Origin of the sequence: Actinocorallia herbida, from assembly GCF_003751225.1 — a bacterium.
Taxonomy (GTDB): domain Bacteria; phylum Actinomycetota; class Actinomycetes; order Streptosporangiales; family Streptosporangiaceae; genus Actinocorallia; species Actinocorallia herbida.
Window position 1 is genome coordinate 1,486,765 of record NZ_RJKE01000001.1, and the last position, 22,453, is coordinate 1,509,217.

A 22,453-nucleotide genomic window follows, 5' to 3' on the forward strand; every position below is an offset into this window, starting at 1 on the left:
CCGTTCCTGCTGGCCGGGACCCTCGCCGCGATCCTGCTGCGGGCCTTAGCCGGGGCCGCCCGCGCGGGGCACGCCGTATCTCAGCAGGTGGACGCCGGTCCCGGCCGGTCGCCGGAAGGTGGAAGAATTGCCGTCATGTTGCGCTGGTTGACCGCTGGGGAGTCCCACGGGCCCGCTCTCGTCGCGATCGTCGAGGGCATGCCCGCCGGAGTGCGGGTGACGTCCGCGGACGTCGCCGAGGGCCTGCGCCGCCGCAGGCTCGGACACGGCCGGGGCGCCCGGATGAAGTTCGAGCAGGACAAGGTGTCGATCCTCGGAGGGGTCAGGCACGGATCGACCCTCGGCGGGCCGATCGCGATCGAGGTCGGCAACACCGAGTGGCCCAAATGGGAGACCGTGATGTCGGCCGACCCGGTCGACCCCGACGTCCTCGCCGCCCAGGCGCGCAACGCGCCGCTGTCGCGGCCGCGCCCGGGTCACGCGGATCTGTCGGGCATCCAGAAGTACGCCTTCGACGACGCCCGCCCGGTCCTGGAGCGCGCCAGCGCCCGGGAGACCGCCGCGCGCGTCGCCCTCGGCGAGGTCGCCAGGGCGTTCCTGCGCCAGGCCGTCGGCGTCGAGGTGCTGAGCCACGTGGTCTCGCTCGGCGAGATCGCGGTGCCCGCGGACGCCCCGCTGCCGACCCCGGAGGACCTGGAGGCGATCGACGCCACCCCGGCGCGCTGCTTCCACGCCGAGACGGACGCGGCGATGGTCGCGCACGTCGACGAGCTGAAGAGGGCGGGCGACACCCTCGGCGGCGTCGTAGAGGTCCTCGCCTACAACCTGCCCCCGGGCCTCGGCAGCTACGTGCACTGGGACCGCCGCCTCGACGCGCGCCTCGCCGGGATCCTCATGGGCATCCAGGCGATCAAGGGCGTGGAGGTCGGCGACGGCTTCGAGACCGCCCGCCGCCCGGGAACCCGCGCCCACGACGAGATCGAGAGCACCCCCGAGGGCGTGCACCGCAGGACCAACCGCGCGGGCGGCATCGAGGGCGGCATGACCAACGGCGAGGTCCTGCGGGTCCGCGCCGCGATGAAGCCGATCTCCACGGTGCCGCGCCAGCTCGACACGATCGACGTGCTCACCGGCGAGCCGGCCAAGGCCATCAACCAGCGCAGCGACGTCACGGCGGTGCCCGCCGCGGGCGTCGTCGCCGAGGCGATGGTGGCGCTGTGCCTGGCGGACGCGGTGCTGGAGAAGTTCGGCGGGGACACCGTGGAGGAGACCGCGCGCAACGCCCGCGCCTACCTCGAGTCTCTGGTGGTCAAGTGAGCCCCCGCGCCGTCCTCATCGGTCCCCCCGGCAGCGGCAAGACCACGATCGGGGTGGCGCTCGCCGCCCTCCTCGGGGTGGACTTCCGCGACACCGACGCCGACATCGTGCTCAAGACCGGCAAACCGGTCGGCGACATCTTCGTCGACGACGGCGAGGCGCGCTTCCGCGAGCTGGAGCGGGCCGCGGTCCGTGACGCGCTCGCCGAACACGACGGGGTGCTGGCTCTCGGCGGCGGCGCGATCCTCGCCCCGGAGACCCAGGAGCTGCTGGCCGGGCACCGCGTGGTGTACCTCGACGTCTCCCTGGAAGAGGCGGTCAAGCGCGTCGGCCTGAACTCCGTGCGCCCGCTGCTGGTGTTCAACCCGCGCTCGCAACTGCGCAAGCTCATGGCCGAGCGGCTGCCGATCTACCAGCGGCTCGCCGAGATCACCGCGGCCACCACCGGCCGCGCCGAGGACGAGGTCGTCGCCGAGATCGCGGCGGCCCTGGAGACCGTGCGATGAGCGACGCGAGCAGGATCACGGTAAGCGGCGAGCAGCCCTACGACGTCGTGATCGGCACCGGGGTGCTGGGCGAGCTGCCCGCCCTCGTCGGGGAGAAGGCCAGGACGGTCGCGGTGGTCCACTCCGCGGACCTGCCCGAGCTGGTCCGCCCCGTCCTGGACGTCCTGCGCGGCGCCGGGTACGCGGTGCACGCGCTGCCGGTGCCCGACGGCGAGGCGGCCAAGAACGTCGAGGTGCTCGCCGGGCTCTGGTCGGACTTCGCCAGGCTCGGCGTCACCCGCTCCGACGCGATCGTCGGCGTCGGCGGGGGAGCGGCCACCGACCTCGCCGGGTTCGCCGCGGCGTCCTGGCTGCGCGGCGTCCGGTGCGTCCTGGTCCCGACCACCCTGCTCGCGATGGTCGACGCCGCGGTCGGCGGCAAGACCGGCATCAACATCGCCGAGGGCAAGAACCTCGTGGGCGCCTTCGCGCCGCCCGCCGGGGTGCTGTGCGAACTCGGCACGCTCGCCACGGTCCCGCGCGAGGACTACATCTCCGGCCTCGCCGAGACGATCAAGGCGGGGTTCATCCGGGATCCGCGGATCCTCGAACTCGTCGAGGAGGACCCCGAGGGGGCGGCCTCCCCGTCCGGTCCGCACACCCGCGAGCTCGTCGAGCGGGCCGTCCAGGTCAAGGCCGACGTGGTCGGCGCGGACCTGAAGGAGTCGGGCCTGCGCGAGATCCTCAACTACGGCCACACTCTCGCGCACGCGATCGAGAAGGTCGAGCACTACGCCTTCCGGCACGGCCACGCCGTCGCCATCGGCTGCGTGTACGCCGCCGAGCTGGGCCGCCTGGCCGGCCGGATCGACGCCGACCTCGTGGCGCGGCACCGCGAGGTGTTCGCCTCGGTCGGCCTGCCGACCTCCTACCGGGCGGACGCCTGGCCCGCGCTGCGCGAGGTCATGAACGTCGACAAGAAGACCCGGGGCGCGACCCTGCGCTTCGTCGTGCTGGACTCCCTGGGCGAGTGCGGCCGCCTCGCGGGCCCGTCGGAGGAACTGCTCCAGGCGGCCTACCTGGAGGTGGCGCGGTGACGACGGTCCTGGTCCTGAACGGCCCCAACCTGCGCCGCCTGGGCACCCGTGAGCCGGAGATCTACGGCGCCGACACCTTCGACGACCTCGTGGACCTCTGCCGCCGCACCGGTGCCGAGCTCGGCCTGAAGGTCGAGGTCCGGCAGACCGACGACGAGGCCGAGATGATCGGCTGGGTGCACGCCGCCGCCGACGCCCGCACCCCGATCATCCTCAACCCCGCGGCCTTCACCCACTACTCCTACGCGCTGCACGACGCCCTCGCCCAGCGCACGGCCCCCCTCATCGAAGTCCACATCTCCAACCCCCACACCCGCGAGGAGTACCGCCACACCTCCGTGGTCTCCTCCGTCGCGTCCGGCGTCATCGCCGGCTTCGGCCTCAACTCCTACGTCCTGGCCCTCCACGCCCTCAAGAACCTCCTCTAGCCCCGCCTCCGCCGCGGGCCGTACCCGCCCGCCGCCCGCCGCCCGCGACGCCGCTCGCGGTCTGGGGCCGCGGCGTTCTGCCGGGCCTCGTACCCATCGGCAGACCTCCCGGCATTGATCGTCGCTGAGTGCGCTGCGCCGCCGGGGCCCGCGCCCTTGGACCGCCCTTCGCAGGTGACGCCGATCGCGGTTCGGGGCGCGGTGCGCTTCGGCGGGTCGTGTGGCGTTCGGGTGGTCTTCTCGGGTGGTGTCGATCGCCCTTTGACCGGTCTTCGCAGGCGACGCCGATCGCGGTTCGGGGGGCGGTGCGGTTCGGCGGGTCGTGTGGCGTTCGGGCGGTCTTCTCGGGTGTGTCGATCGTCGGCCCGGATGCGGTGCGCTATCGGGCTTTGTGGCCTTCGGGCGGTCTTCTCGCGTGTTGATCGCGCAGCCCCGGGCGCGGTGCGCTTTCGCGGGTCGTGTGGCGTTCGGGCGGTCTTCTCGGGTGGTGTCGATCGTCGCTCTGGAGGGGCTCGGGCCGTCGGCTTGGGCGTGGTCGGCCGCGGGTCAGTCCTCGTCTGTTTCTTCGGGGGGGTCCGGCGGGGTCATCGCGGAGGCGACGAGGGATTCGAGTTCGTCGGCGATGGCGTCCAGGGCGTCGGTGTTCTTGGCGGCGCGGGAGAGGATGGTGGCGCCCTCTACGGCGGAGACGATGAGGGTGGCGAGGGTGGCGGCGCGGGCGGGCGGGCAGCCGCCGGAGACGAGGCCCGCGGCGAGGGTCTCGCGCCAGCGGCGGAAGGCCGCGGCGGCGGCTTCGGCGAGCTGCGGGGCCTCTTCGTGGGACTCGATGGTGACGGCGGCGATGGGGCAGCCCGCCTGGAATCCGCTGCGCAGCAGCACCTGCCGCCACCAGCCGATGAACGCGTGCATGGCCGCGCGCGGGTCCTCGCTGATCGCCGACTCGGTGCCCGCCGCGATGAAGTCGCCCGCGTAGCGCATCGCCTCGACGGCGAGCTCCACCTTGCCGCCGGGGAAGTGGTGGTAGATCGAGCCGCGCGGCGCGCCGCTGTGCGCGATCACGTCGCGGAATCCTGTTCCGCTGTAGCCGCGTTCCCGGAACAGGTACGCGGCACTGCGCACCATGCGCTGCTTGGCACTCATTGTCTCATTATGCCAGTATCCCTATGACGGTCATCATAATCAGCGAAGAGCCGCATGATCCCCCTATCGGAGGACACATGATCGAGATCGACGACGCCGGGTCCGGGGTCCTCGTCCTGCGCCTGACCCAGGGGGAGAACCGGTTCAGCCCGGACTTCCTCGACGCCTTCGGCAAGGCGCTCGACGAGGTCGAGGGCACCGCCAAGGCCCTCGTGACCACCGGCGAGGGCAAGTTCTACTCCAATGGCCTCGACCTGGACTGGCTGTCGGGCAACGGAGACAAGTTCGACTGGTATCTAGGCCGCGTCCACGCGCTGTACGCGCGGATGCTCGGCCTGAACCTGCCGACCGTCGCGGCGGTCAACGGGCACGCCTTCGCGGGCGGCGGGATGCTGTCCCTGGCCCATGACTTCAGCGTCATGCGGGCCGACCGCGGCTGGTTCTGCCTGCCCGAGATCGACCTGAAGATGCCGTTCTCTCCGGCGATGGTGGCGCTGATCCAGGCGAAGCTGCCCAAGGAGACCGTGCACGAGGCCGCGCTGACCGGCCGCCGCTACACGGGCACCGAGTCGGTCGCGGCGGGGATCGCCCACCACGCCGTCGCCGAGGACGAGGTGCTGGCCAAGGCCGTCGAGGTCGCGACCGCGCTGGGCGCCAAGGACGGCAAGAGCTTCGGGGCCATCCGCCGGACGCTGTACCGGCCCGCGCTGAACGCGCTCACGGACGCGGCCGCGGCCGCGGCCACGGGCTCCTGACCGGCCACCCCACCTGAACCATCCGGATATGACGCCCGGCATACTGAATCTCATTCGGTAGGTCGGCACCTTCTTCGAGGAGATCACCACTATGCGCATCGGAATGCCCCTGGGTTACGCGGGCGGTTTCAAGGAAGCCGTCACCGAGCTCGTCGACTTCGAGAAGGCCGGGCTCGACATCGTCTACGTGCCCGAGGCCTACAGCTTCGACGCGGTCAGCCAGCTCGGCTACATCGCGGCCAAGACCGAGCGGCTGCAGATCGCCTCGGGCATCCTCAACATCTACTCCCGCACCCCCGCCCTCATGGCGATGACGGCCGCGGGCATCGACTACGTCTCCGACGGCCGCTTCACCCTCGGCCTCGGCGCGTCCGGCCCGCAGGTCATCGAGGGCTTCCACGGCCTGCCCTACCACGCGCCGCTCGGCCGCACCCGCGAGGTCATCGAGATCTGCCGCCAGGTGTGGAAGCGCGAGGCGCCGCTGAACTACGAGGGCAAGTACTACACGCTGCCGCTGCCCGCGGAGAAGGGCACCGGTCTCGGCAAGGCGCTGAAGATCATCAACCACCCGGTGCGCAAGTCGATCCCGGTCGAGATCGCCGCCATCGGCGAGAAGAACGTGGAGCTCGCCGCGGAGATCGCCGACGGCTGGCAGCCGATCTTCTTCCTGCCGGAGAAGGCGGGCGACGTGTGGGGCGACTCCCTCGCCAAGGGCAAGGCCAAGCGCTCCGCGGAGCTGGGCGACCTCGGCATCTCCGTGGCCGCCTCCCTGGCGATCGGCGACGACGTCGAGGGCTACCTCGACTTCGGCCGCCCCCACCTCGCCCTCTACATCGGCGGCATGGGGGCCAAGGGCAAGAACTTCTACAACTCCCTGTGCCGCCGTTACGGCTGGGAGAAGGAGGCCGAGGAGATCCAGGACCTCTACCTGGCCGGCAAGAAGGCCGAAGCCGCCGAGAAGGTCCCCGCCGAACTCCTCAAGAACATGTCCCTCATCGGCCCCGAATCCTGGGTCAAGGAGCGCATCGCCGCCTTCAAGGCCGCCGGCGTCACCACCTTCAACATCACCCCCGTCGCCGCCGACCACAAGGGCAAGCTCGCCCTCATCGAACGCTTCAAGGGCTTGGTCGAAGAAGCGTGATTTCCGGCCCGGCCTCCGGCCCCCTGGGGACCGGAGGCCGGGCCGACGAACAGGTCGGGCAAGAGCTCGGTCTGAACGATTCTCAGACCAATGCCACGACTTCGGAGGCGGCCCGCTCGCCCGACCTCACGGCGCCGTCCATGTATCCCGTCCAGAAGTCGGCGGTTTCGGTGCCGGCCCAGTGGATGAGGGCGTGGGGGGCGCGGAGGGCTTCGCCGAACTCGGTGAGGACGCCGGGGGCGGCGATGCCGGTGGGGCCGCCGCCGCTGAAGGGGTCGGCGTCCCACAGGTGGTAGGCGTAGTGGGAGGGGGCGGCGGCCTGGGCGCCGAAGAGCTTGACGAACGAGGCGAGGCAGGCGGTGGCGATCTCGGCGTCGCTCTTGCCGTGCAGTCTGCGCATGTTCGTCTGGTTGACGAAGCCCATGAGGAGGCCGCGGGAACCGTCCGCGGGGCTGTTGTCGAAGGTCGCGTCGATGGCGCCGGAGTCGGCGACGGCCTGGCCGGTGAGGCCGTCGGCCCGCCAGAACGGGGTCGGGTAGACCGCGACGAACTTGGCGACCGATCCCATCGGGAAGCGCTGGATCAGCTGGGCGCGCGAGGCGGGCAGGCCGGGCCGGAACTCGATGCTCGCGGTCTGCTGCGGTGACATCGCGACGATGACGCGCTTGGCCGACACCTGGAGGGCGTCGCTCTCGACGAGGGCGCGCGGCCCGCCGTCCAGGGTGATCCGCCGGACGCGGGTGTTCAGCTTCACCCGGTCGCCGAGCTGGGCGGCGAGGCGCAGCGGGATCTCCTGCGAGCCGCCGGTGATGCGCAGTTCCTGCCCGCCGCCGGCGGTGTTGATGAGCCGGTCGATGTTCCCGGCGTTCGCGGCGTTGCCGGCGGACGCGATGTAGTTCAGCACGTAGAGGAGGGAGACCTCCTTGGAGCGGACCGACAGGGTCGAGGAGATGAACGCGTCGAACAGGAACCGGGCGCCGGCGCTGACGGTGTTGAGGCGCGACCAGGTGTGAAAGGTCTGGGAGTCCCATTCCTCGGCCTTGGCGGCGGTCCAGGGCCTGCCGGGGGTGATGGTCGCGGCCATGCCGCTGAGCGTGGTCATCGCCAGTTCGAGGTCGACGACGCCCCAGTCGGGCGGGACGGCGCCGAGGAGGCCGTCGGTGGCGTAGGTGGAGCGCTTGTTGCTGCGGTAGTAGACGTTCTTGCCGGTGTTGTAGGTGGGGAACGTCTGGACGCCGAGGCTCTGCGCGAGGGCGGCGATGCGGTCCTGGGTCGGGCCGATGAACTCCGCGCCGCCTTCGGTGACGGTCCCGTCGCCGAGCGTCATGCCGTAGACGCGCCCGCCCGCGCGGTCGCGGCCTTCGAGGACGACGACGGACTTGCCCGCGGCGACGAGGTCCCGGGCGGCGGTGAGGCCGGAGAGACCGCCGCCGACGACGCAGACGTCGACCTCGAGGGGCTCACCGGGGTCTCCCGGGGCGGCCGAGGCGCTGGTGGCGGGGAGGGCGGCGAGCGAGGCCGCGGAGACCACGGCGCCTCCGAGCATCCTTCTGCGGCTTACTGACGTCATGTGCCGTTCCTTCAGGGGGTGCGGGGCCGGACGGATATGAAGAAGACTCACGTTGAACGGCACAAGCTAGGGGAAGCGGCAGCCGCCGATCAAGGGAATCGATCAGGAAAGCCGGTGGAGCGCGCCGCCCGCGCCGCCCGCGGCCGGGCGAATTAGGCTCGAAGGATGCCGCAGATCCACCAGCAGCGCCGCGCCGCGCTCGCCGCGAGGCTCCAGGCCCCGGCCGCGCTGATCACCCGCCTCGTCAACGTCCGCTACCTGACCGGCCTCGAGTCCTCCAACGCCGCCGCCCTGGTGTTCGCCGACGGCCGCGCCGTACTGGCCACAGACGGCCGTTATGCCGGGACCGCCGCCGTCGCCGCGCCCGACCTGGAGACGGTGATCACGCCGCGCGTCGCCGAGGCGCTGATCGAACGGGCGGGGCCCGAGCTGGCCTTCGAGGCGCACGACGTCACCGTCGAGGACCACGCGCGGCTGTTCTGCGACGTGCGCGCGACCCCGCTCGGCCACCTCGTCGAGGAGCTGCGCGCGGTCAAGGACGAGGCGGAGATCGACCTCCTGCGCCGCGCCTGCGCGCTCACCGACCGGGCGTTCGCGCTGGTCCTGCCGCTGCTCGCGCCCGGCGTCACCGAGCGGCGCGTCGCGGTCGCCCTGGAGCGGCACATGATCGACCTCGGAGCCGACGGGATCGCCTTCCCCTCGATCGTCGCGAGCGGCCCCAACGGGGCGGTGCCCCACCACGTCCCGGGCGACCGGCCGCTGGCCGACGGCGACCTGGTGACGATGGACTTCGGCGCCCAGGTCGGCGGATACCACGCCGACATGACCAGGACCGTCGCCGTCGGGTCCGCCGCGGCCTGGCAGCGGGAGGTCTACGGGCTCGTCGCCGAGGCCCAGCGCGCGGCGGTCGCCGCGGCGGTGCCGGGCGCGGACGTCGCCGCGGTGGACGCCGCGGCCCGCACGGTGATCGCCGCGGGAGGGCACGGTGCGGACTTCACGCACGGCCTCGGCCACGGAGTGGGCCTGGAGATCCACGAGGCGCCGATGCTCGGCCCCTCCAGGACCGGTAAACTGGGGGATCGAGTTCCCGTCACCGCCGAACCGGGCGTCTATCTCGCCGGCCGCGGCGGTGTGCGGATCGAGGACACGCTCGTGGTCCGCGCGGACGGCCCGGAGATCCTCACCCAGACCACCAAGGAGCTGCTGGTCCTGTGACGTACAGGGCCGCGGCCGATACGGAAAGACGATTCGAGTGGCGACGACGAACGACCTCAAGAACGGCCTGGTAGTGAAGCTCGACAACGGCGAGCTGTGGTCGGTGGTGGAGTTCCAGCACGTCAAGCCGGGCAAGGGGCCCGCCTTCGTCCGCACCAAGTTGAAGCACGTCAAGTCCGGCAAGATCGTGGACAAGACCTTCAACGCCGGTTTGAAGATCGAGACCGCGACCGTCGACAAGCGCGACATGCAGTTCTCGTACAAGGACGGCGACGACTACGTCTTCATGGACAACGAGACGTTCGAGATGCTCTACGTCTCGCCGGCCGTCCTGGGTGACGCGGCCAAGTTCCTGCTGGACAACGGCCAGGCGATGCTGGCGCTCCACGAGAGCGAGGTGCTCTACGTCGAGCTGCCCGTCACCGTGGAGATCATCGTCAAGCACACCGACCCGGGCCTCCAGGGCGACCGCTCCACCGGCGGCACCAAGCCCGCCACGCTGGAGACCGACGCGGAGATCAAGGTCCCGCTGTTCATCACGACCGGCGAGAAGATCAAGGTCGACACCCGGACCGGCGACTACCTCGGCCGCGCCTGATGGCGGCTAGGTCCAAGGCCCGCAAGTACGCCTTCGAGATCCTCTTCGAGGCGCAGCAGCGGGACATCTCGCCGGGCGAGGTGGCGCTGCGGCGCGACAAGCCCAAGGGCGAGCAGCTGGCCGAGCAGGCGCACGCCGTCCGGATCATCGAGGGGGTGACCCGGCACCGCGAGCGGATCGACGAGCTGCTCGCCACCTACGCGGTCGGCTGGACCCTCGACCGGATGCCCGCCGTCGATCTGACGGTCCTGCGCATCGGCGCCTTCGAGCTGCTTTGGGCGGACGACGTGCCCGACGGCGTCGCCCTCTCGGAGGCCGTCGCCCTGGCGACGGACTTCTCGACCGAGGAGTCGCCGAAGTTCGTCAACGGCCTGCTGTCGCGGCTCCAGGAGCTCAAGCCGAGCCTGGCGCTGTAAGCACGGTGATCGAGGCCCGGACCCCGAGGGCGGGGGCCGGGCCTCGCGCATGCCCGCCACCGGCCCCTCCAGCGGAATGTCACAGCCCGTGGTTAGGGTGGTGGCATGACCGTGGAGGAAGGCCTGTCCCGCGCCGGCTCGGCCGCCGCGCACCCCGATCCCGCAGGTCCGCGGCACGCCGGGCCACGCGGCGCGCGGGCGTCCGCCGATCCGGTGTCCGTGGTGCGCGAGGCGCTGCGGCCCGTGCTGGCGGGCGGCCCGCTGGACGTCCTGGACGTCGGCGGCGGCACCGGCCACTACGCGGTGCCGCTGGCCGCCCTCGGCCATCACGTCACCGTGGTGGATCCCAACGCCGACGCCCTGGCGATCCTGGAGCGGCGCGCCGCCGAGGCCGGGGTGGCGGTGCACGGAGTCCAGGGGGAGGCCGCCGACGTGGCGGCCCTGGTCGGGCCCGCCCGCGCGGACCTCGTGCTGTGCCACAGCGTCCTGGAGTACCTGGAAGACGTCCCACGCGGCCTCGCCGCCCTGGTGGAGGTCACCCGGCCCGGCGGGACCGTCAGCCTGCTCGTGCCGGGCGCGCTGGCCGCGGTGGTGCACCGGGCCGTGGCGGGGCACTTCGCGGAGGCCCAGCGGGCGCTGACGGCCGAGGACGGCCGCTGGGGCGACCGCGACCCCGTCCCGCGCCGGTTCACCCGCGCGGGGCTGCTGGAGCTCGCCGCGGGCGCGGGTCTCGCCGAGCCGCGGATCCAGGGCGTCCGGGTCTTCGGCGACCTCGTCCCGGGGGCCGCGGCGGAGGCCGATCCACGCGCCGCCGAGGCGCTCGCCGCGCTGGAGACCGCGGCCAGCGCCCACCCCGTCCTCGCCGATCTCGCGGCGCGGCTCCATCTCACCGCGCGCCGGCCCCGTGTCGCGTAAACAGCAGCTCCACCGGCCGGGCCCGTCGCGCGGCCCGCTCGCCGACGACTCCGGGTGCCCGATCCTGCACGTCGACATGGACGCCTTCTTCGTCTCGGTCGAGCTGCTGGAGCGGCCGGAGCTGCGCGGCCGTCCCGTCCTGGTGGGCGGGAAGGGGGCGCGCGCGGTCGTGTCGGCGGCCTCCTACGAGGCGCGGCGCTTCGGCGTCCACTCGGCGATGCCGATGACCCGGGCGCTGCGGCTGTGCCCGCAGGCCGTCGTCCTGACGCCCAGGCACGGCAGGTACGGCGAGGCTTCCCGGCGCGTCATGGAGATCCTCAGGTCGGTGACGCCCCTGGTGGAGCCGCTCTCGGTGGACGAGGCGTTCCTCGACGTCGCGGGCGCGGCGAAGCTGTTCGGCAGGCCGGCCGAGATCGCCGCGCTGATCCGGCGCAGGATCCAGGGCGAGCTGGGGCTGACCTGCTCGGTCGGGGTGGCGCCGACCAAGTTCCTCGCCAAGCTCGCCTCGACCCGCTGCAAACCGGACGGCCTGCTCGTCGTCCCGGCCGACGGGGTGCTGGAGTTCCTGCACCCCCTGCCCATCGCGTCGCTGTGGGGGGTCGGGGAGCGCACCGAGGCCCGGTTGCGCGCGCTCGGCCTGGCCACGGTCGGCCAACTCGCCGCGATCCCCGTCGCGACCCTGCGGGCGGAGCTCGGCAACGCGCTCGGCGCCCATCTGCACGAGCTGGCCTGGGGCCGGGATCCGCGCGGCGTCACCCCCGAGACCCCCGATCGCAGCATCGGCGCGGAGGAGACCTTCGAGATCGACGTCGCCGATCCCGCCGAGGTCCGGAGGGAGCTGCTGCGGCTCGCCGAGCGGACCGGGGAGCGGCTGCGCGCGGCGGGCCTGCGCGGCAGGACGGTCAGCATCAAGCTGCGCGAACCGGACTTCTCGACGATCACCAGGTCACGGACTCTGGCCGAGCCCACGGATCTTTCTCGTGTGATCTATCTCACAGCATGCGAGCTGTTCGAGGCATCCGGGCGGGAGCGGGTACCACTCCGATTGATCGGTGTCCGTCTGGAGAATCTGTCCGAGGCGGGCGAGGCACCCCGCCAGCTGGCCCTGGACGAGCCGGAGACGGGCTGGCGTGAGGCGGAGCAGGCGATGGACGAGGCGGCGCGACGGTTCGGCAGCGGGGCGATCAGGCCCGCGGCGCTACTGCCGCCCGGATCCCGCAGACCCCGGCGGGGCGTGAGTGACGCCCGGGACGCCGGGAGCGCAAGGGGAGGCGCCGATGCATAGGTTCTGGTCCTACCGCCCGGGTTTTCTTCACTCAGGTCGTCTCGGCTCGTATTCTGGGCATATCACCGTTAGCCAGGTCCCCGTCCGGCCAAGGAGCGCCAGGCACCGGAACCACGGGGCAGTCGTTGGGAGGCACCGTGCCGCTCTCTGAGCACGAGCAACGTCTGCTCGACCAGATCGAGCATGCGCTGTATGAGGAAGACCCGAAGTTCGCGCATGCCGTCCGTACCACCAATCCGCGGAGCCACTACAAGCGTCAGATCATCAAGGCGGTGCTGGGCTTGGTGGTGGGCATCTTCGTGCTCATGGCCGGTCTGGCCGTCGGAAAAGGCGGCGTCACCGTCGCGATCAGTGTCACCGGCTTCCTTCTGATGCTCGCCAGCGGCGTCTGGGCGCTGTCGAGCTGGAAGCGGATGACGGGGATCGGCGTGACCGCCGACTTCGAGCCCGACGGAAACCCCGCCCCGCGTGGCGGAGGCCGTCAGTCCTCCGGCGGGTTCATGAACAAGTTGGAGGAGCGCTGGCGGCGCCGCTCCGAGGAGCAGTAACGCCGGCGAGCTTTGTACTGCGAAAAGGCCGCGCCCCTGACGGGCGCGGCCTTTTCGCGTCCTCGTGTCCCCGCGTTCTCGTGTCCCACGGCGCGCCGGGCGCGTCGCCCGGCCCGCGGGCTCAGCGCCCGAGCCGCCGGGCGAGGGCGTCCCGCAGGGCGGTCCAGCCACGCCGCACCGCGTCCAGGGACGAGGCGGGCAGGACCCGGGCCCGGACCGACGCGGGGCCGGGGACGGACTCGGACATGGCGCTGCGGACCGCCGCGGCGTCCTCGCGCAGCCCCTCCCTGCCCTGCGGGGGCAGCGCCTCGGGCGGCGCGTACCTGGCCAGCTCCTGGGCGAGGGCGATACGGGCCAGCGGCTGGGCCGCGGTGGGGCCGAGGCGTGGTCCGAGTCTGGCCACGACGGCCCGCGGCGACTCCGACCGCTGCCAGCCGAGCGCGTGGTCGAGGCTGTCGGCCCGCAGCTGTGCCCAGGCCGCGGTCGCCGGATCGGCGGTCCTCCGCCAGCGCAGCCGTGAGGCGCCCTCCCTCACCAGCCGCGGCAGCGCGCCGATCAGCAGGAGGGGCCACACCACGAGAAGCCACAGCAGCGGCTGGAGGAAGAACGGCAGCGCGGCGTCGGTCTCGGCGTCCTCCGGCACCGCGGCGGTGCCGGCCGTCTCGGTCGGCTCGGCGGAGGGGGTGTCCGAGGCCGACGGGACCGGGGTCTGGGTCTGCGGGCCGCTCTCCTGCTGGCCCGTCTGCCCGTCCTGGTTGCGCGGCGCCGTGTAGTCGGGCGTGCCGACGGAGGTCGGGGCGCCCGTCCCGCCCGGGGTCGGCTCGAACCGCACCCAGCCGGTGCCCTCGAAGTACAGCTCGGGCCAGGCGTGCGCGTCCCGCTGCTTGACCAGGTAGCTGCCGTCGGGCTGCCGGGTCCCCGGCGCGTACCCGACGACGACCCGGGTCGGGATGCCCAGCGACCGCGTCATCAGCGCCATGGTCGCCGCGAACTGCTCGCAGTACCCGCGCCGGTCGTTCAGGAAGGCCATGAGGTCCGACAGCTGCGTGGGCGGGGCGGGTTCGAGCGAGTAGGTGAACTCCCGGGTGAACCAGCGCTGGATCGCCAGCGCCCGGTCGAACTGCGTCTTGGCCTTCGCGGTGATCTGCTGGACCATCGACTGGAGCTCGGCGGGCAGCTCCGGGACCCGGGTGTACTCCATGGGGCCGCCCCCGGACGCCCGGCGGAGCTGCGCCGCGGTGGGGGTCGCGCGGCGGCTCACGACGGAGTAGGTCAGGCCGTCGGCGTCGGAGCCGGTCGAGTAGACCATGAGCGACTGCCGGTCGACCCGCCAGTCGTCGCCCTCGACGCTGACGTTCCGGGGCGCGTAGGGCAGCGCGAGGAACTTCATGTCCCGCACGTCGGGACCGATCGTGATCTCCGTCCGCGCGTTCACGTGGGCGGAGGCGCTGAGGCCGGGCACCCGCGGCAGGGTGATGCCGTCGGCGACGCGCGGGGCGGTGCCCGCCGCGAGCGGCGAGTACGTCCAGCGCTCCTCTTCGAACTTGTCGAGCGCGAAGATCCGCAGGTAGTCGGGTCGCGGGTCGTCGGTGGTGTACCGCAGGACCTCGGTGTCGCCGAGGTCGGTGAGCTTGCGCTTGAGGTCGACCAGCGGGTCGGCGGTGGTGATCGTGGCCGAGCCGCCGGTCCGCCGCTCGTCGAGATCGAGGATGCCGTGCGCGCCGAGGCCGGGCAGCAGTGCGGGGATCCCCACGGCCACCCCGATCGCGGCGAGGGCGACCCGCTTGCCCGCGGGCAGCCGGGGCACGCCCAGGGTGCCGTCGAGCCGCGACGGGACCGTCCGGCCCCAGGCGCCCACCCGCTCGCGGGCCTCCATCGCCAGCAGCACGAGGTAGCCGCCGGCGCCGAGCGCGAAGGAGATCCAGCTGACGCTCTCGGACGGCACCGCGACCGGGACGCTGTACATCGCCAGCAGCGGCAGCCCCGCCGGGGCGGCGCGGCGCAGCCGCACCGCGAGCAGGTCCACCGTCGCCGCGACGAGCCCGACGCCGAACGCCGCGATGATCCGCACCCCGTCGTCGACGGGCAGGGGGGCGGCGTAGGTCTGGGCGGTGTGCCTGCCCTCGCGGAGCAGGGAGAGCATCTCGGAGATCGAGTCGGTGGTCGGGATCACCCACAGCAGCGCGTGGGCGCCGGTGAAGTACGCGGTGAGGTAGAGGTGCAGCGCGGCGAACGCGCCGACGAGGGTGAAGACCGGGGGCAGCCGGAACCGCCGCACCACCGCGCCCGCCAGGGCCACGACGGCGATCGCGCCCAGCGCGGGCAGGGCCCACGACCGGTCCTGGAACAGCGGCACGAGGCTCGTCGCGGCGAGCGCCGAGGCCGCCGCGGCGGCGACGGCCAGCGCGGGCCGCGGCTTCATGTCCGGGTCCTCTCCGAGGGGCGTCACTGGCCCGCCCCCGCCCAGACCGACGGCAGGACCTCCAGCGAGGTCGGCGCGAGCACTCGCCACCCCGCGGCGTGCAGCACGGCGGCGCCCTCCGCGCCCTCCCCGGCGGTCAGGAGCGCGATCGGCGCGCCCGCGCCGCCCGAGGCGGCGAGCATGCGCGCCTCGTCGGGGGTGATCCGGCCGAGGACGGCGACGACGAGGCCCCCGGCGCCGCCGGGACCGGGTCCCGCCAGCGTGGCGGCCCCGGGAACGAGGCTCGGCTCGTCGGAAAGGGACACGACGGCCAGGGCGTCGAGGAGTTCCCCGCCCGCCTCCGGGCCCGCCGGGTAGCTCACTGCGGCCTCCTGTCCCGCGTCGGTGGCCAGGCGGAGCGCCAGGCCCTCCTCGGCCAGGTGCACGCCCACCGAGGCCGCGACGGACACGGCGAGCTCGAACGACTCCTCCGAGGGGTGGGCGGTGCGGCGCGTGTCGAGCAGGAGCGTCGCGCGGCGTTGCCACTGCTGCTCCTCCCGCCGCACCATCAGCTCCCCGTAGCGCGCGGTGGACCGCCAGTGGACCCGGCGCAGGTCGTCGCCGCGCCGGTACTCGCGCGGTGCGAGGTCGTCCTCGCCGCCCACCGCGATCGCGCGCGAGCGGCTCTCCCCGTCGCCGTCCCACGACGACAGCATCCGCTGCGCGGGCAGGTCGACGATCCGGGGCGTGATGGTCAGGGTGTCGGTGAGGCTGAACGAGCGGGCCAGCTCCACGAGGCCGAACGGGTCGGCGAGCCGGACGGTGAGCGGCCCGACCCGGAACCTGCCCCGGACGTCCGAGCGCAGCCGGTAGCCGAGCTCCCGGAAGCCGTGCGGTTCGATCCGGTCCAGCACGAACCGGGCCCGGCCGCCGAGGGTGAACGGCACGCGATCCTCCACCAGCAGTAGGCCCGAGGGCATTTTGGAGACGTTCTCCAGTCTCAGGTCGGCCCGTGCCTCGTGCCCGGCCGGGAGCCGGGACGGCCACAGGCGGCGCGCGCAGGCCAGCCGGTAGCGGGTGCGGGAGACCGCGAGGGCGGAGATCAGGGGGAGCAGCAGGATCAGCAGGCCCGCGCGCAGCAGATCGCGCTCGCCCAGCAGGAACGAGCACACGACCGCGGTGAACCCCGCCGCGACGAACGACCTCCCGCGCGTGGTCAGTGCCTCCAGCGCCGCGGTGACGAATCCCACCTCAGCCGCGCAGGGGCAGCCGAGCCACGATCTCCGCGACGATCTGCTCGGGCTTGCGGCGCTCGACCCGCGCCTCGGCGGTCGGCAGCAGCCGGTGCGCGAGCACCGGTCCCGCGAGCGCCTGGAGGTCGTCGGGCAGCACGTACTCGCGCCCGTCGAGCGCGGCGCGGGCGCGGGCGGCCCGCACGAGCTGGAGGGTGGCCCGGGGAGAGGCGCCGAGGCGGAGGTCGGGGTGCTCGCGGGTGGCGGTGACGAGGTCGACCGCGTACTGCTTGATCGCGGGGGCGGTGTGCACGCGCCGGACGGTCTCGACGAGCCCGCGCACCTCTTCCACGGTGGCGACGGGCTGGAGGTAGTCCAGCGGGCTCGCCGCGCCGTGCGCGTCGAGCATGTCGAGTTCGGCGGTGTAGCTGGGGTAGCCCATGGAGATCCGGGCGGTGAACCTGTCGCGCTGCGCCTCGGGCAGGGCGTAGGTGCCCTCCATCTCCACCGGGTTCTGGGTGGCGATGACCATGAACGGCCGCTCCAGCGGGTGGGTGACGCCGTCGACGGTGACCTGCCGCTCCTCCATGCACTCAAGGAGGGCCGACTGGGTCTTCGGCGAGGCCCGGTTGATCTCGTCGCCGACGACGACCGTGGCGAAGATCGGGCCGGGGACGAACTCGAAGACGCGACGGTCCTGCTGGAAGACGCTCACGCCGGTGATGTCGCTGGGCAGCAGGTCGGGGGTGAACTGGATCCGGCGGACCGTGCCGTCGACCGCGCGGGCGAGCGTCTTGGCCAGCATCGTCTTGCCGACGCCGGGGACGTCCTCGATGAGGAGGTGGCCTTCGGCGAGCATCACGGTCAAGGCGAGGTTGACGGCTTCGCTCTTGCCCTCGATGACCGACTCGACCGCGGATCTGATCTTCCCCGCGACGCCGGCCACGTCACCGAATCCGGTTCCGGCGCCGCTTCGCACACCCACTGTCACGAACTCTCCGCCCTGCTCGGTGATTTCCCCACGGCCCAATGTAGGGGCTTCTGACGCCCATGGTCCGGTCGCAGCATTATCCGTCTTTTGCCGGTGTTACCGACAGTACGGCCTTGGCCGCCCGCCCGTCGCACCGACGGTGGAAAGTTCCACACCGACTCGGTGGGGAGGGCGCCCCGAAGATCATTCCGCGGGCCGTTCCCGCGGTCGCGCCGCGCCGTCGAGGGGGCGGCCGCCCCCACTTCGCCCCACCTGCCTTGAGCAGGGGTTTCGAGGGGCGGCGGGGTGCAAAAACGCACGTTTTTGTAGTTGACGGTGGGGAGGAGTGGAGTACAGTGGGGCGCTGTGGGGCAAGGGTCCCACTGATTTATGGCTTTCCCGAGCTGTAGGGAATACGGCGCCAGGGGGTGGGGCCTTGTTCCTCGGCACCCATCCGCTGCGCCTGGACGACAAGGGGCGGCTGTTCCTGCCGGCCAAGTACCGCGAGGAGCTGTCAGGGGGACTGGTGATCACGAAGGGCCAGGAACGCTGCCTGTATGTCTTCCCCGTGGCGGAGTTCGAGCGGATCACCCACGCCCTGTCGACGGCCCCGGTCACCGCCAAGGCGGTGCGCTCCTACAGCAGGGTCTTCTTCGCCAGCGCCTCCGATGAGGTCCCCGACAAGAGCGGCAGGATCACGATCCCGCCCGCGCTGCGCGCTTACGCCGGCCTGGGCCGCGACTGCGTGGTGATCGGCGCCAACACCCGGCTGGAGATCTGGGACGCACCTTCCTGGGAGTCCTATCTCGCAGCCGAAGAGGAGTCCTTCTCCGACCTCTCGGAGGAGGTGCTGCCGGGAATTCTCTAGTTTGACCCGGGATGGGTATTTCCGTCCGGCCAGGTCTCCACCCGCTCTCCCCGCCAGCTGGCGCAGCTTCCCCGGCGCCAGGTGGCCCTTCCTCAGGGCAAGCGGTTGGGGACCTGGCCGGGCGAACGCCCCTCCCGGAGACGCATGTCCGATCGACCGCGAGCGGTCGGCTGCCGTGGGGGAGTACCACCATGATCGATCCCGGACACGTTCCGGTACTGCTTGACCGCGTCCTGCGGACGCTTGAGCCCGCCGTGGGGGCGCCGGGTTCGCTTTATGTCGACGGGACACTCGGCATGGGCGGGCACGCGGAGGCGATGCTCAGCGCATTCCCCTCCCTGCGGCTGCTCGGCCTGGACCGCGACACCGTCGCGCTGGAGCGCGCCGGCAAGCGGCTCGCCCCGTTCGGCGACCGCGTCACCCTGGTCCACGCCGTCTATGACGAGCTGCCCTCGGTGCTCGCCCGGCTCGGCGAGCCGACCGTCCAGGCCGTCCTGTTCGACCTGGGGGTGTCCTCGCCGCAACTGGACGAGCCGGACCGGGGGTTCGCCTACTCCTACGACGCGCCCCTGGACATGCGGATGGACCAGACGCGCGGGGCCACCGCCGCCGAGGTGCTCAACACCTACCCGCCCGGCGAGCTGGTGCGGATCCTGCGCGTGTACGGCGAGGAGCGCTTCGCCCAGCGGATCGTCTCCTCGATCGTCAAGGAGCGCGCGAAGGAGCCGTTCACCGGCAGCATGCGGCTCACCGAGCTGGTGCGCGCCGCGATCCCGGCCGCGGCCAGGCGCACCGGCGGCAACCCCGCCAAGCGCACCTTCCAGGCGCTGCGCATCGAGGTCAACAGCGAGCTGACGGTGTGGGAGCGGGCGCTGCCCAACGCGCTCGACGCGCTGTCGGTCGGCGGCAGGATCGCCGTCCTGTCCTACCACTCGCTGGAGGACAAGATCACCAAGCGGGTCCTGGCCGACCGCACGACCGACCACACCCCGCCCGGGCTGCCCGTGCCGCTGCCCGGGATGGAACCGAAGTACCGCCTGCTGACCAGGGGCGGGGAGCAGGCCACCGAGGCGGAGATCGCCGGGAACCCGCGGGCCGCCTCGGTCCGCTTCCGCGCCGCCGAGCGGATCCGGGAGGACGCATGACGACGATCGAGCGCGGCGGACCGCGCGGACGTCGCGGGACCAAGCCCGCCCGCCGGGAGGAGGCCCCCGCTCCCGGACAGCCGGTCCAGACGGGGGAGGGCGCCCCCGCCGAGGAGGAGGCCCGGACCGCGCCCGCGCGCAGGCCGTCCCGCAAGGCGTCCCCGGACACCGCCGAGACGGCCGCGAAGACCGCGCGGAAGCCGTCCCGCAAGGCCGAGGCCAAGGCAGAGGGCAAGACGGAGGCCAAGGCGGAGGGCAGGACCGCGACGAAGCCCGTGGCCAAGCCCCCCGCCAAGCCCCCCGCCAAGCCCGCCGCGAAGCCCGTCGCCGACCCGGTGCCCGGTCGCGCCGCGCCGCGCCGCCGCGCGCCCGCCAAGGACCCGCGCCCGGCGCCCGCGCGCCGCCCCGCCGCGCCGCCCGCCAAGGAGCCGCGCCCCAAGGCCGCACGGCCCAAGGCGCCGGCGCACGACGGACGGCCGAGGGCGCCGTTCGTGCTGCTCGTGCTCTGCCTCATGGGCGGGGCGCTGGTGAGCCTGCTGGTGCTCAACACCGTGCTGGCCCGCGACTCCTTCACCCTCAGCGCCCTCCAGAAGAGCGAGCGGCAGCTGATCCAGGACAAGCAGCAGCTGGTCGAGGACATCGCCCGCGAGGAGGCCCCCGAGCGGCTGGCGGCCAAGGCCGAGAACGAGGGCATGGTCCAGCCGGAGCAGCTCGCGTTCGTCGACCCGGTCGACGGCACCGTCACCGGCGGCAAGAAGCGGCCCGTCCCGTCGGCGGCCGCCGCCGCTGCCGCCGCGGCGGGCGTCATCGGGGTGCCAGGCGCGATCGTGCCCGGGGACGGCATCCCCGGCTACACCGGGACCCAGCCGGAAGTGCAGACCGACCCCGCGGCCCCGGGGGAGCGGTGACGGACCGCCCGCGCACCCCCGGCGGGGCGGTCCCGCCGGGGCGGCGCCCGCGTCCGGCCACGCCGCGCCGCAGGCCGGGCGGCGGCGCGGGCACGCTGCCCGACCCCGCCGCGCCGCGCGGCTCAGGGCCGCGCAAGGCCGCGCCCGCGTCCGGCCGGACCCAGGACCGGACCCAGGACAGGGCGCAGGAGCGGACCCAGCCGCCCCGGCCGCGCCCGCCGCGCCGTCCGCCGCCCAGGCGGCGCCAGACGATGCGGCTCAAGGACCCGATGAAGCGGCTGAACGCAGGGCTGCTCATCATCGCGTTCGTGCTGTCGCTGTTCGCCGGACGGCTCGTGCAGCTCCAGGGCATCGACTCGGGCAAGTACGAGGCCCTGGCGATGGACCAGCGGCTGCGCCGGATCGAGCTGCCCGCCGTGCGCGGCACGATCACCGACGCCTCCGGCCGCCCCCTGGCGCTCACCCAGGAGGCCAGGGGCGTCTTCGCCGACCCGTCGCTCATCGACCCGGCCAAGCGGACCGAGGTCGCCGCGCGCCTGTCGTCGATGCTCGGCCTCGACGTGCAGAAGGTCCTGGAGGCCATCAGCACGCCCGACAGCCGGTACGTCGTGCTGGCGCACTCGGTGACCCCCGAGAAGGGGCGGCTGGTGCTGTCGCTCGGCTACCGCGGCATCGGCGTGGTGCCCGAGTCGCGGCGGTCCTACCCGTCGGACGCGGTCGCCGCGAACGTCGTCGGGTTCGTCAACCAGGCGGGCGACGGCGGCGCGGGGCTGGAGTACGCGCAGAACAAGCTGCTCAAGGGCGTGCCCGGCTGGCAGCGGGTGGAGATCAGCGCGGGCGACGGCCAGCACATCCCGATGGGCGAGGGCCAGACCCAGGAGCCCGTGCCCGGCCAGGGGCTGCGCCTGCACCTGGACCAGGACATCCAGTGGGAGGCCCAGACGGCCCTGGCGGACGCGGTCAAGGAGTTCAAGGCCGAGTCGGGGACCGTCGTGGTGATGACCCCGGACGGCCGGGTCCTGGCGATGGCGTCGGTGCCGACCTTCGACCCCAACGAGTACGCCAAGGCCGATTCCAGCGAGCTCCAGAACCGGGTGGTGCAGGAGGCGTTCGAGCCGGGCAGCACCGGCAAGGTGATCACCGCCGGCGCGCTGCTCGAGGAGGGCCTGGTCACCCCCGAGAGCACGTTCGACGTCCCGGACCACCTCTGGAAGTACGACAAGAAGTTCAAGGACTCCCACGAGCACGAGACCTACAAGAACATCACCTTCGGCGGCATCCTCGCCAAGTCCAGCAACGTCGGCACGATCATGGCGTCGGAGAACCTGCCCGACGACAAGCTCTACAACTATCTGACGGCGTTCGGCTTCGGCGCGGAGACGGGCGTCGGCCTTCCCGGGGAGACCCGGGGCCTGCTGCACCCGCCCTCGACCTGGAGCGGCACCGACAGGTACCCGATCTCCTTCGGCCAGACGGTGTCGGTCAACTCGCTCCAGATGGCCAGCGTGTACGCCACGATCGCCAACGGCGGGGTGCGGGTCACCCCGACCCTCGTCGCGGGGACGCTGGACGAGGACGGCGCGTTCACCGCCGCGCCCGCTCCGGCGAGCCGCCGCGTGATCAGCGAGGCGACCTCCCACCAGCTCATCCGGATGCTCGAAGGGGCGGTGGGCCGCGAGGGCACCGCGCCCGCCGCGCAGATCCCGGGATACCGTGTCGCGGGCAAGACGGGCACGGCCGAGCGCTACGTGGAGAAGGCGGGAGGTTACAAGGGGTACACGGCCTCGTTCGCGGGCATGGCTCCGGCCGACGATCCACAGCTCGTCGTCCAGGTCGTGCTGCAAGATCCCAAGAAGAAGTACTACGGTGGCGATACGGCCGCCCCGGTCTTCCAGAAGGTCATGTCCTTCGCCTTGAAGTCCCGGAAGGTGCCGCCCACGGGGACTGTCGCGCCGACGCTGAAGATGTTCGCCGACTGACCGCCAACCGGGACGTCGCCTCCGGCGTCCCACAGAGCAA

21 protein-coding genes are annotated in these 22,453 nt (G+C 72.8%); 16 read left to right on the plus strand and 5 right to left on the minus strand.

What is annotated here, in order from left to right:
• Nucleotides 1–135: 135 nt before the first annotated feature.
• From aroC to aroQ, 4 genes are read left to right on the plus strand one after another with little or no spacing between them, the layout of a single operon-like run.
• Complete coding sequence (aroC, locus tag EDD29_RS45295) at nt 136–1,317, plus strand: chorismate synthase (RefSeq protein ID WP_170201836.1); 1,182 nt, start codon at nt 136–138, stop codon at nt 1,315–1,317.
• Nucleotides 1,314–1,823, plus strand: coding sequence for a shikimate kinase (locus EDD29_RS07065; RefSeq protein WP_123663463.1), 510 nt, complete (start codon nt 1,314–1,316; stop codon nt 1,821–1,823). Before aroC ends, EDD29_RS07065 begins: the two co-directional genes overlap by 4 nt.
• Nucleotides 1,820–2,899 (plus strand): 3-dehydroquinate synthase, encoded by a 1,080-nt coding sequence (gene aroB, locus EDD29_RS07070; protein WP_123663465.1) that lies wholly within the window; start codon nt 1,820–1,822, stop codon nt 2,897–2,899. Before EDD29_RS07065 ends, aroB begins: the two co-directional genes overlap by 4 nt.
• A complete protein-coding gene (gene aroQ / locus EDD29_RS07075; RefSeq protein ID WP_123663467.1) occupies nt 2,896–3,327 on the plus strand; it encodes a type II 3-dehydroquinate dehydratase in 432 nt (143 codons plus the stop codon). The genes aroB and aroQ overlap by 4 nt, the downstream gene beginning before the upstream one ends.
• Before the next feature lie 546 nt (nt 3,328–3,873).
• On the opposite strand, the gene EDD29_RS07080 is transcribed toward aroQ, so the two are convergent.
• Nucleotides 3,874–4,467: a TetR/AcrR family transcriptional regulator gene (locus EDD29_RS07080; RefSeq protein WP_211359588.1), complete on the minus strand. Its 594-nt coding sequence runs from the start codon at nt 4,465–4,467 to the stop codon at nt 3,874–3,876.
• Between the two features lie 77 nt (nt 4,468–4,544).
• Between EDD29_RS07080 and EDD29_RS07085 the strand changes: the two genes are divergently transcribed.
• Together EDD29_RS07085 and EDD29_RS07090 are read left to right on the plus strand one after the other, a co-directional pair.
• Nucleotides 4,545–5,222 (plus strand): enoyl-CoA hydratase/isomerase family protein, encoded by a 678-nt coding sequence (locus tag EDD29_RS07085; RefSeq protein ID WP_123663471.1) that lies wholly within the window; start codon nt 4,545–4,547, stop codon nt 5,220–5,222.
• Between the two features lie 91 nt (nt 5,223–5,313).
• The gene (locus EDD29_RS07090; RefSeq protein ID WP_123663473.1) at nt 5,314–6,363 is read left to right on the plus strand and encodes an LLM class F420-dependent oxidoreductase; all 1,050 of its coding nucleotides are present in this window, start codon (nt 5,314–5,316) and stop codon (nt 6,361–6,363) included.
• Nucleotides 6,364–6,445: 82 nt separating this feature from the next.
• Here the strand turns inward: EDD29_RS07090 and EDD29_RS07095 are convergent, their stop codons facing one another.
• Nucleotides 6,446–7,933 carry a flavin monoamine oxidase family protein gene (locus EDD29_RS07095; RefSeq protein WP_211359589.1) on the minus strand — a complete coding sequence of 496 codons (1,488 nt, stop codon included), beginning with the start codon at nt 7,931–7,933 and terminating at the stop codon, nt 6,446–6,448.
• A gap of 165 nt (nt 7,934–8,098) precedes the next feature.
• Between EDD29_RS07095 and EDD29_RS07100 the strand changes: the two genes are divergently transcribed.
• The 6 genes from EDD29_RS07100 to EDD29_RS07125 all read left to right on the plus strand — a co-directional run bounded on the left by EDD29_RS07100 (nt 8,099) and on the right by EDD29_RS07125 (nt 12,910).
• Nucleotides 8,099–9,148 (plus strand): M24 family metallopeptidase, encoded by a 1,050-nt coding sequence (locus EDD29_RS07100; RefSeq protein ID WP_123663477.1) that lies wholly within the window; start codon nt 8,099–8,101, stop codon nt 9,146–9,148.
• A 37-nt stretch (nt 9,149–9,185) separates the two neighbouring features.
• On the plus strand, nt 9,186–9,746 hold the full coding sequence (gene efp, locus EDD29_RS07105) for an elongation factor P (RefSeq protein ID WP_123663479.1): 561 nt from the start codon (nt 9,186–9,188) through the stop codon (nt 9,744–9,746).
• Nucleotides 9,746–10,162 (plus strand): transcription antitermination factor NusB, encoded by a 417-nt coding sequence (nusB, locus tag EDD29_RS07110; protein WP_123663480.1) that lies wholly within the window; start codon nt 9,746–9,748, stop codon nt 10,160–10,162. The genes efp and nusB overlap by 1 nt, the downstream gene beginning before the upstream one ends.
• Nucleotides 10,163–10,267: 105 nt before the next feature.
• Nucleotides 10,268–11,077: a methyltransferase domain-containing protein gene (locus tag EDD29_RS07115; RefSeq protein ID WP_123663482.1), complete on the plus strand. Its 810-nt coding sequence runs from the start codon at nt 10,268–10,270 to the stop codon at nt 11,075–11,077.
• On the plus strand, nt 11,067–12,362 hold the full coding sequence (locus EDD29_RS07120) for a DNA polymerase IV (protein WP_123663484.1): 1,296 nt from the start codon (nt 11,067–11,069) through the stop codon (nt 12,360–12,362). The genes EDD29_RS07115 and EDD29_RS07120 overlap by 11 nt, the downstream gene beginning before the upstream one ends.
• Nucleotides 12,363–12,499: 137 nt before the next feature.
• Nucleotides 12,500–12,910 carry a DUF3040 domain-containing protein gene (locus EDD29_RS07125; protein WP_123670328.1) on the plus strand — a complete coding sequence of 137 codons (411 nt, stop codon included), beginning with the start codon at nt 12,500–12,502 and terminating at the stop codon, nt 12,908–12,910.
• A 121-nt stretch (nt 12,911–13,031) separates the two neighbouring features.
• On the opposite strand, the gene EDD29_RS07130 is transcribed toward EDD29_RS07125, so the two are convergent.
• The 3 genes from EDD29_RS07130 to EDD29_RS07140 are packed head-to-tail and all read right to left on the minus strand — an operon-like array spanning nt 13,032 to nt 17,534.
• Nucleotides 13,032–15,332, minus strand: a complete 2,301-nt coding sequence (locus tag EDD29_RS07130; RefSeq protein WP_148085892.1) for a transglutaminase TgpA family protein — start codon at nt 15,330–15,332, stop codon at nt 13,032–13,034.
• A gap of 23 nt (nt 15,333–15,355) precedes the next feature.
• The gene (locus tag EDD29_RS07135; protein WP_123663488.1) at nt 15,356–16,561 is read right to left on the minus strand and encodes a DUF58 domain-containing protein; all 1,206 of its coding nucleotides are present in this window, start codon (nt 16,559–16,561) and stop codon (nt 15,356–15,358) included.
• 1 nt (nt 16,562) lies between these two features.
• Nucleotides 16,563–17,534, minus strand: coding sequence for an AAA family ATPase (locus tag EDD29_RS07140; protein WP_123663490.1), 972 nt, complete (start codon nt 17,532–17,534; stop codon nt 16,563–16,565).
• A gap of 415 nt (nt 17,535–17,949) precedes the next feature.
• Here EDD29_RS07140 and mraZ point away from each other — a divergent pair, with 415 nt between their 5' ends.
• The 4 genes from mraZ (at nt 17,950) to EDD29_RS07160 (ending at nt 22,413) form a co-directional block, all read left to right on the plus strand.
• Nucleotides 17,950–18,381 (plus strand): division/cell wall cluster transcriptional repressor MraZ, encoded by a 432-nt coding sequence (gene mraZ / locus EDD29_RS07145; RefSeq protein WP_123663495.1) that lies wholly within the window; start codon nt 17,950–17,952, stop codon nt 18,379–18,381.
• Between the two features lie 191 nt (nt 18,382–18,572).
• Nucleotides 18,573–19,526, plus strand: coding sequence for a 16S rRNA (cytosine(1402)-N(4))-methyltransferase RsmH (gene rsmH / locus EDD29_RS07150; protein ID WP_123663497.1), 954 nt, complete (start codon nt 18,573–18,575; stop codon nt 19,524–19,526).
• Entirely contained in the window at nt 19,523–20,434 is a 912-nt protein-coding gene (ftsL, locus tag EDD29_RS07155) for a cell division protein FtsL (protein WP_211359590.1), read from the plus strand. The genes rsmH and ftsL overlap by 4 nt, the downstream gene beginning before the upstream one ends.
• Before the next feature lie 251 nt (nt 20,435–20,685).
• On the plus strand, nt 20,686–22,413 hold the full coding sequence (locus EDD29_RS07160; RefSeq protein WP_123670329.1) for a peptidoglycan D,D-transpeptidase FtsI family protein: 1,728 nt from the start codon (nt 20,686–20,688) through the stop codon (nt 22,411–22,413).
• The last annotated feature ends 40 nt before the right edge of the window (nt 22,414–22,453 follow it).

Bases quoted from the DNA above. Each gene is read 5' to 3' on its own strand.
- EDD29_RS07095 (WP_211359589.1), bottom strand. From the start codon at position 7,933: ATGACGTCAGTAAGCCGCAGAAGGATGCTCGGAGGCGCCGTGGTCTCC.
- EDD29_RS07080 (WP_211359588.1), bottom strand. From the start codon at position 4,467: ATGAGTGCCAAGCAGCGCATGGTGCGCAGTGCCGCGTACCTGTTCCGG.
- rsmH (WP_123663497.1), top strand. From the start codon at position 18,573: ATGATCGATCCCGGACACGTTCCGGTACTGCTTGACCGCGTCCTGCGG.
- EDD29_RS07085 (WP_123663471.1), top strand. From the start codon at position 4,545: ATGATCGAGATCGACGACGCCGGGTCCGGGGTCCTCGTCCTGCGCCTG.
- EDD29_RS07130 (WP_148085892.1), bottom strand. From the start codon at position 15,332: ATGAAGCCGCGGCCCGCGCTGGCCGTCGCCGCCGCGGCGGCCTCGGCG.
- EDD29_RS07160 (WP_123670329.1), top strand. From the start codon at position 20,686: ATGCGGCTCAAGGACCCGATGAAGCGGCTGAACGCAGGGCTGCTCATC.
- nusB (WP_123663480.1), top strand. From the start codon at position 9,746: ATGGCGGCTAGGTCCAAGGCCCGCAAGTACGCCTTCGAGATCCTCTTC.
- EDD29_RS07090 (WP_123663473.1), top strand. From the start codon at position 5,314: ATGCGCATCGGAATGCCCCTGGGTTACGCGGGCGGTTTCAAGGAAGCC.
- aroC (WP_170201836.1), top strand. From the start codon at position 136: ATGTTGCGCTGGTTGACCGCTGGGGAGTCCCACGGGCCCGCTCTCGTC.
- aroB (WP_123663465.1), top strand. From the start codon at position 1,820: ATGAGCGACGCGAGCAGGATCACGGTAAGCGGCGAGCAGCCCTACGAC.
- EDD29_RS07115 (WP_123663482.1), top strand. From the start codon at position 10,268: ATGACCGTGGAGGAAGGCCTGTCCCGCGCCGGCTCGGCCGCCGCGCAC.
- EDD29_RS07100 (WP_123663477.1), top strand. From the start codon at position 8,099: ATGCCGCAGATCCACCAGCAGCGCCGCGCCGCGCTCGCCGCGAGGCTC.
- ftsL (WP_211359590.1), top strand. From the start codon at position 19,523: ATGACGACGATCGAGCGCGGCGGACCGCGCGGACGTCGCGGGACCAAG.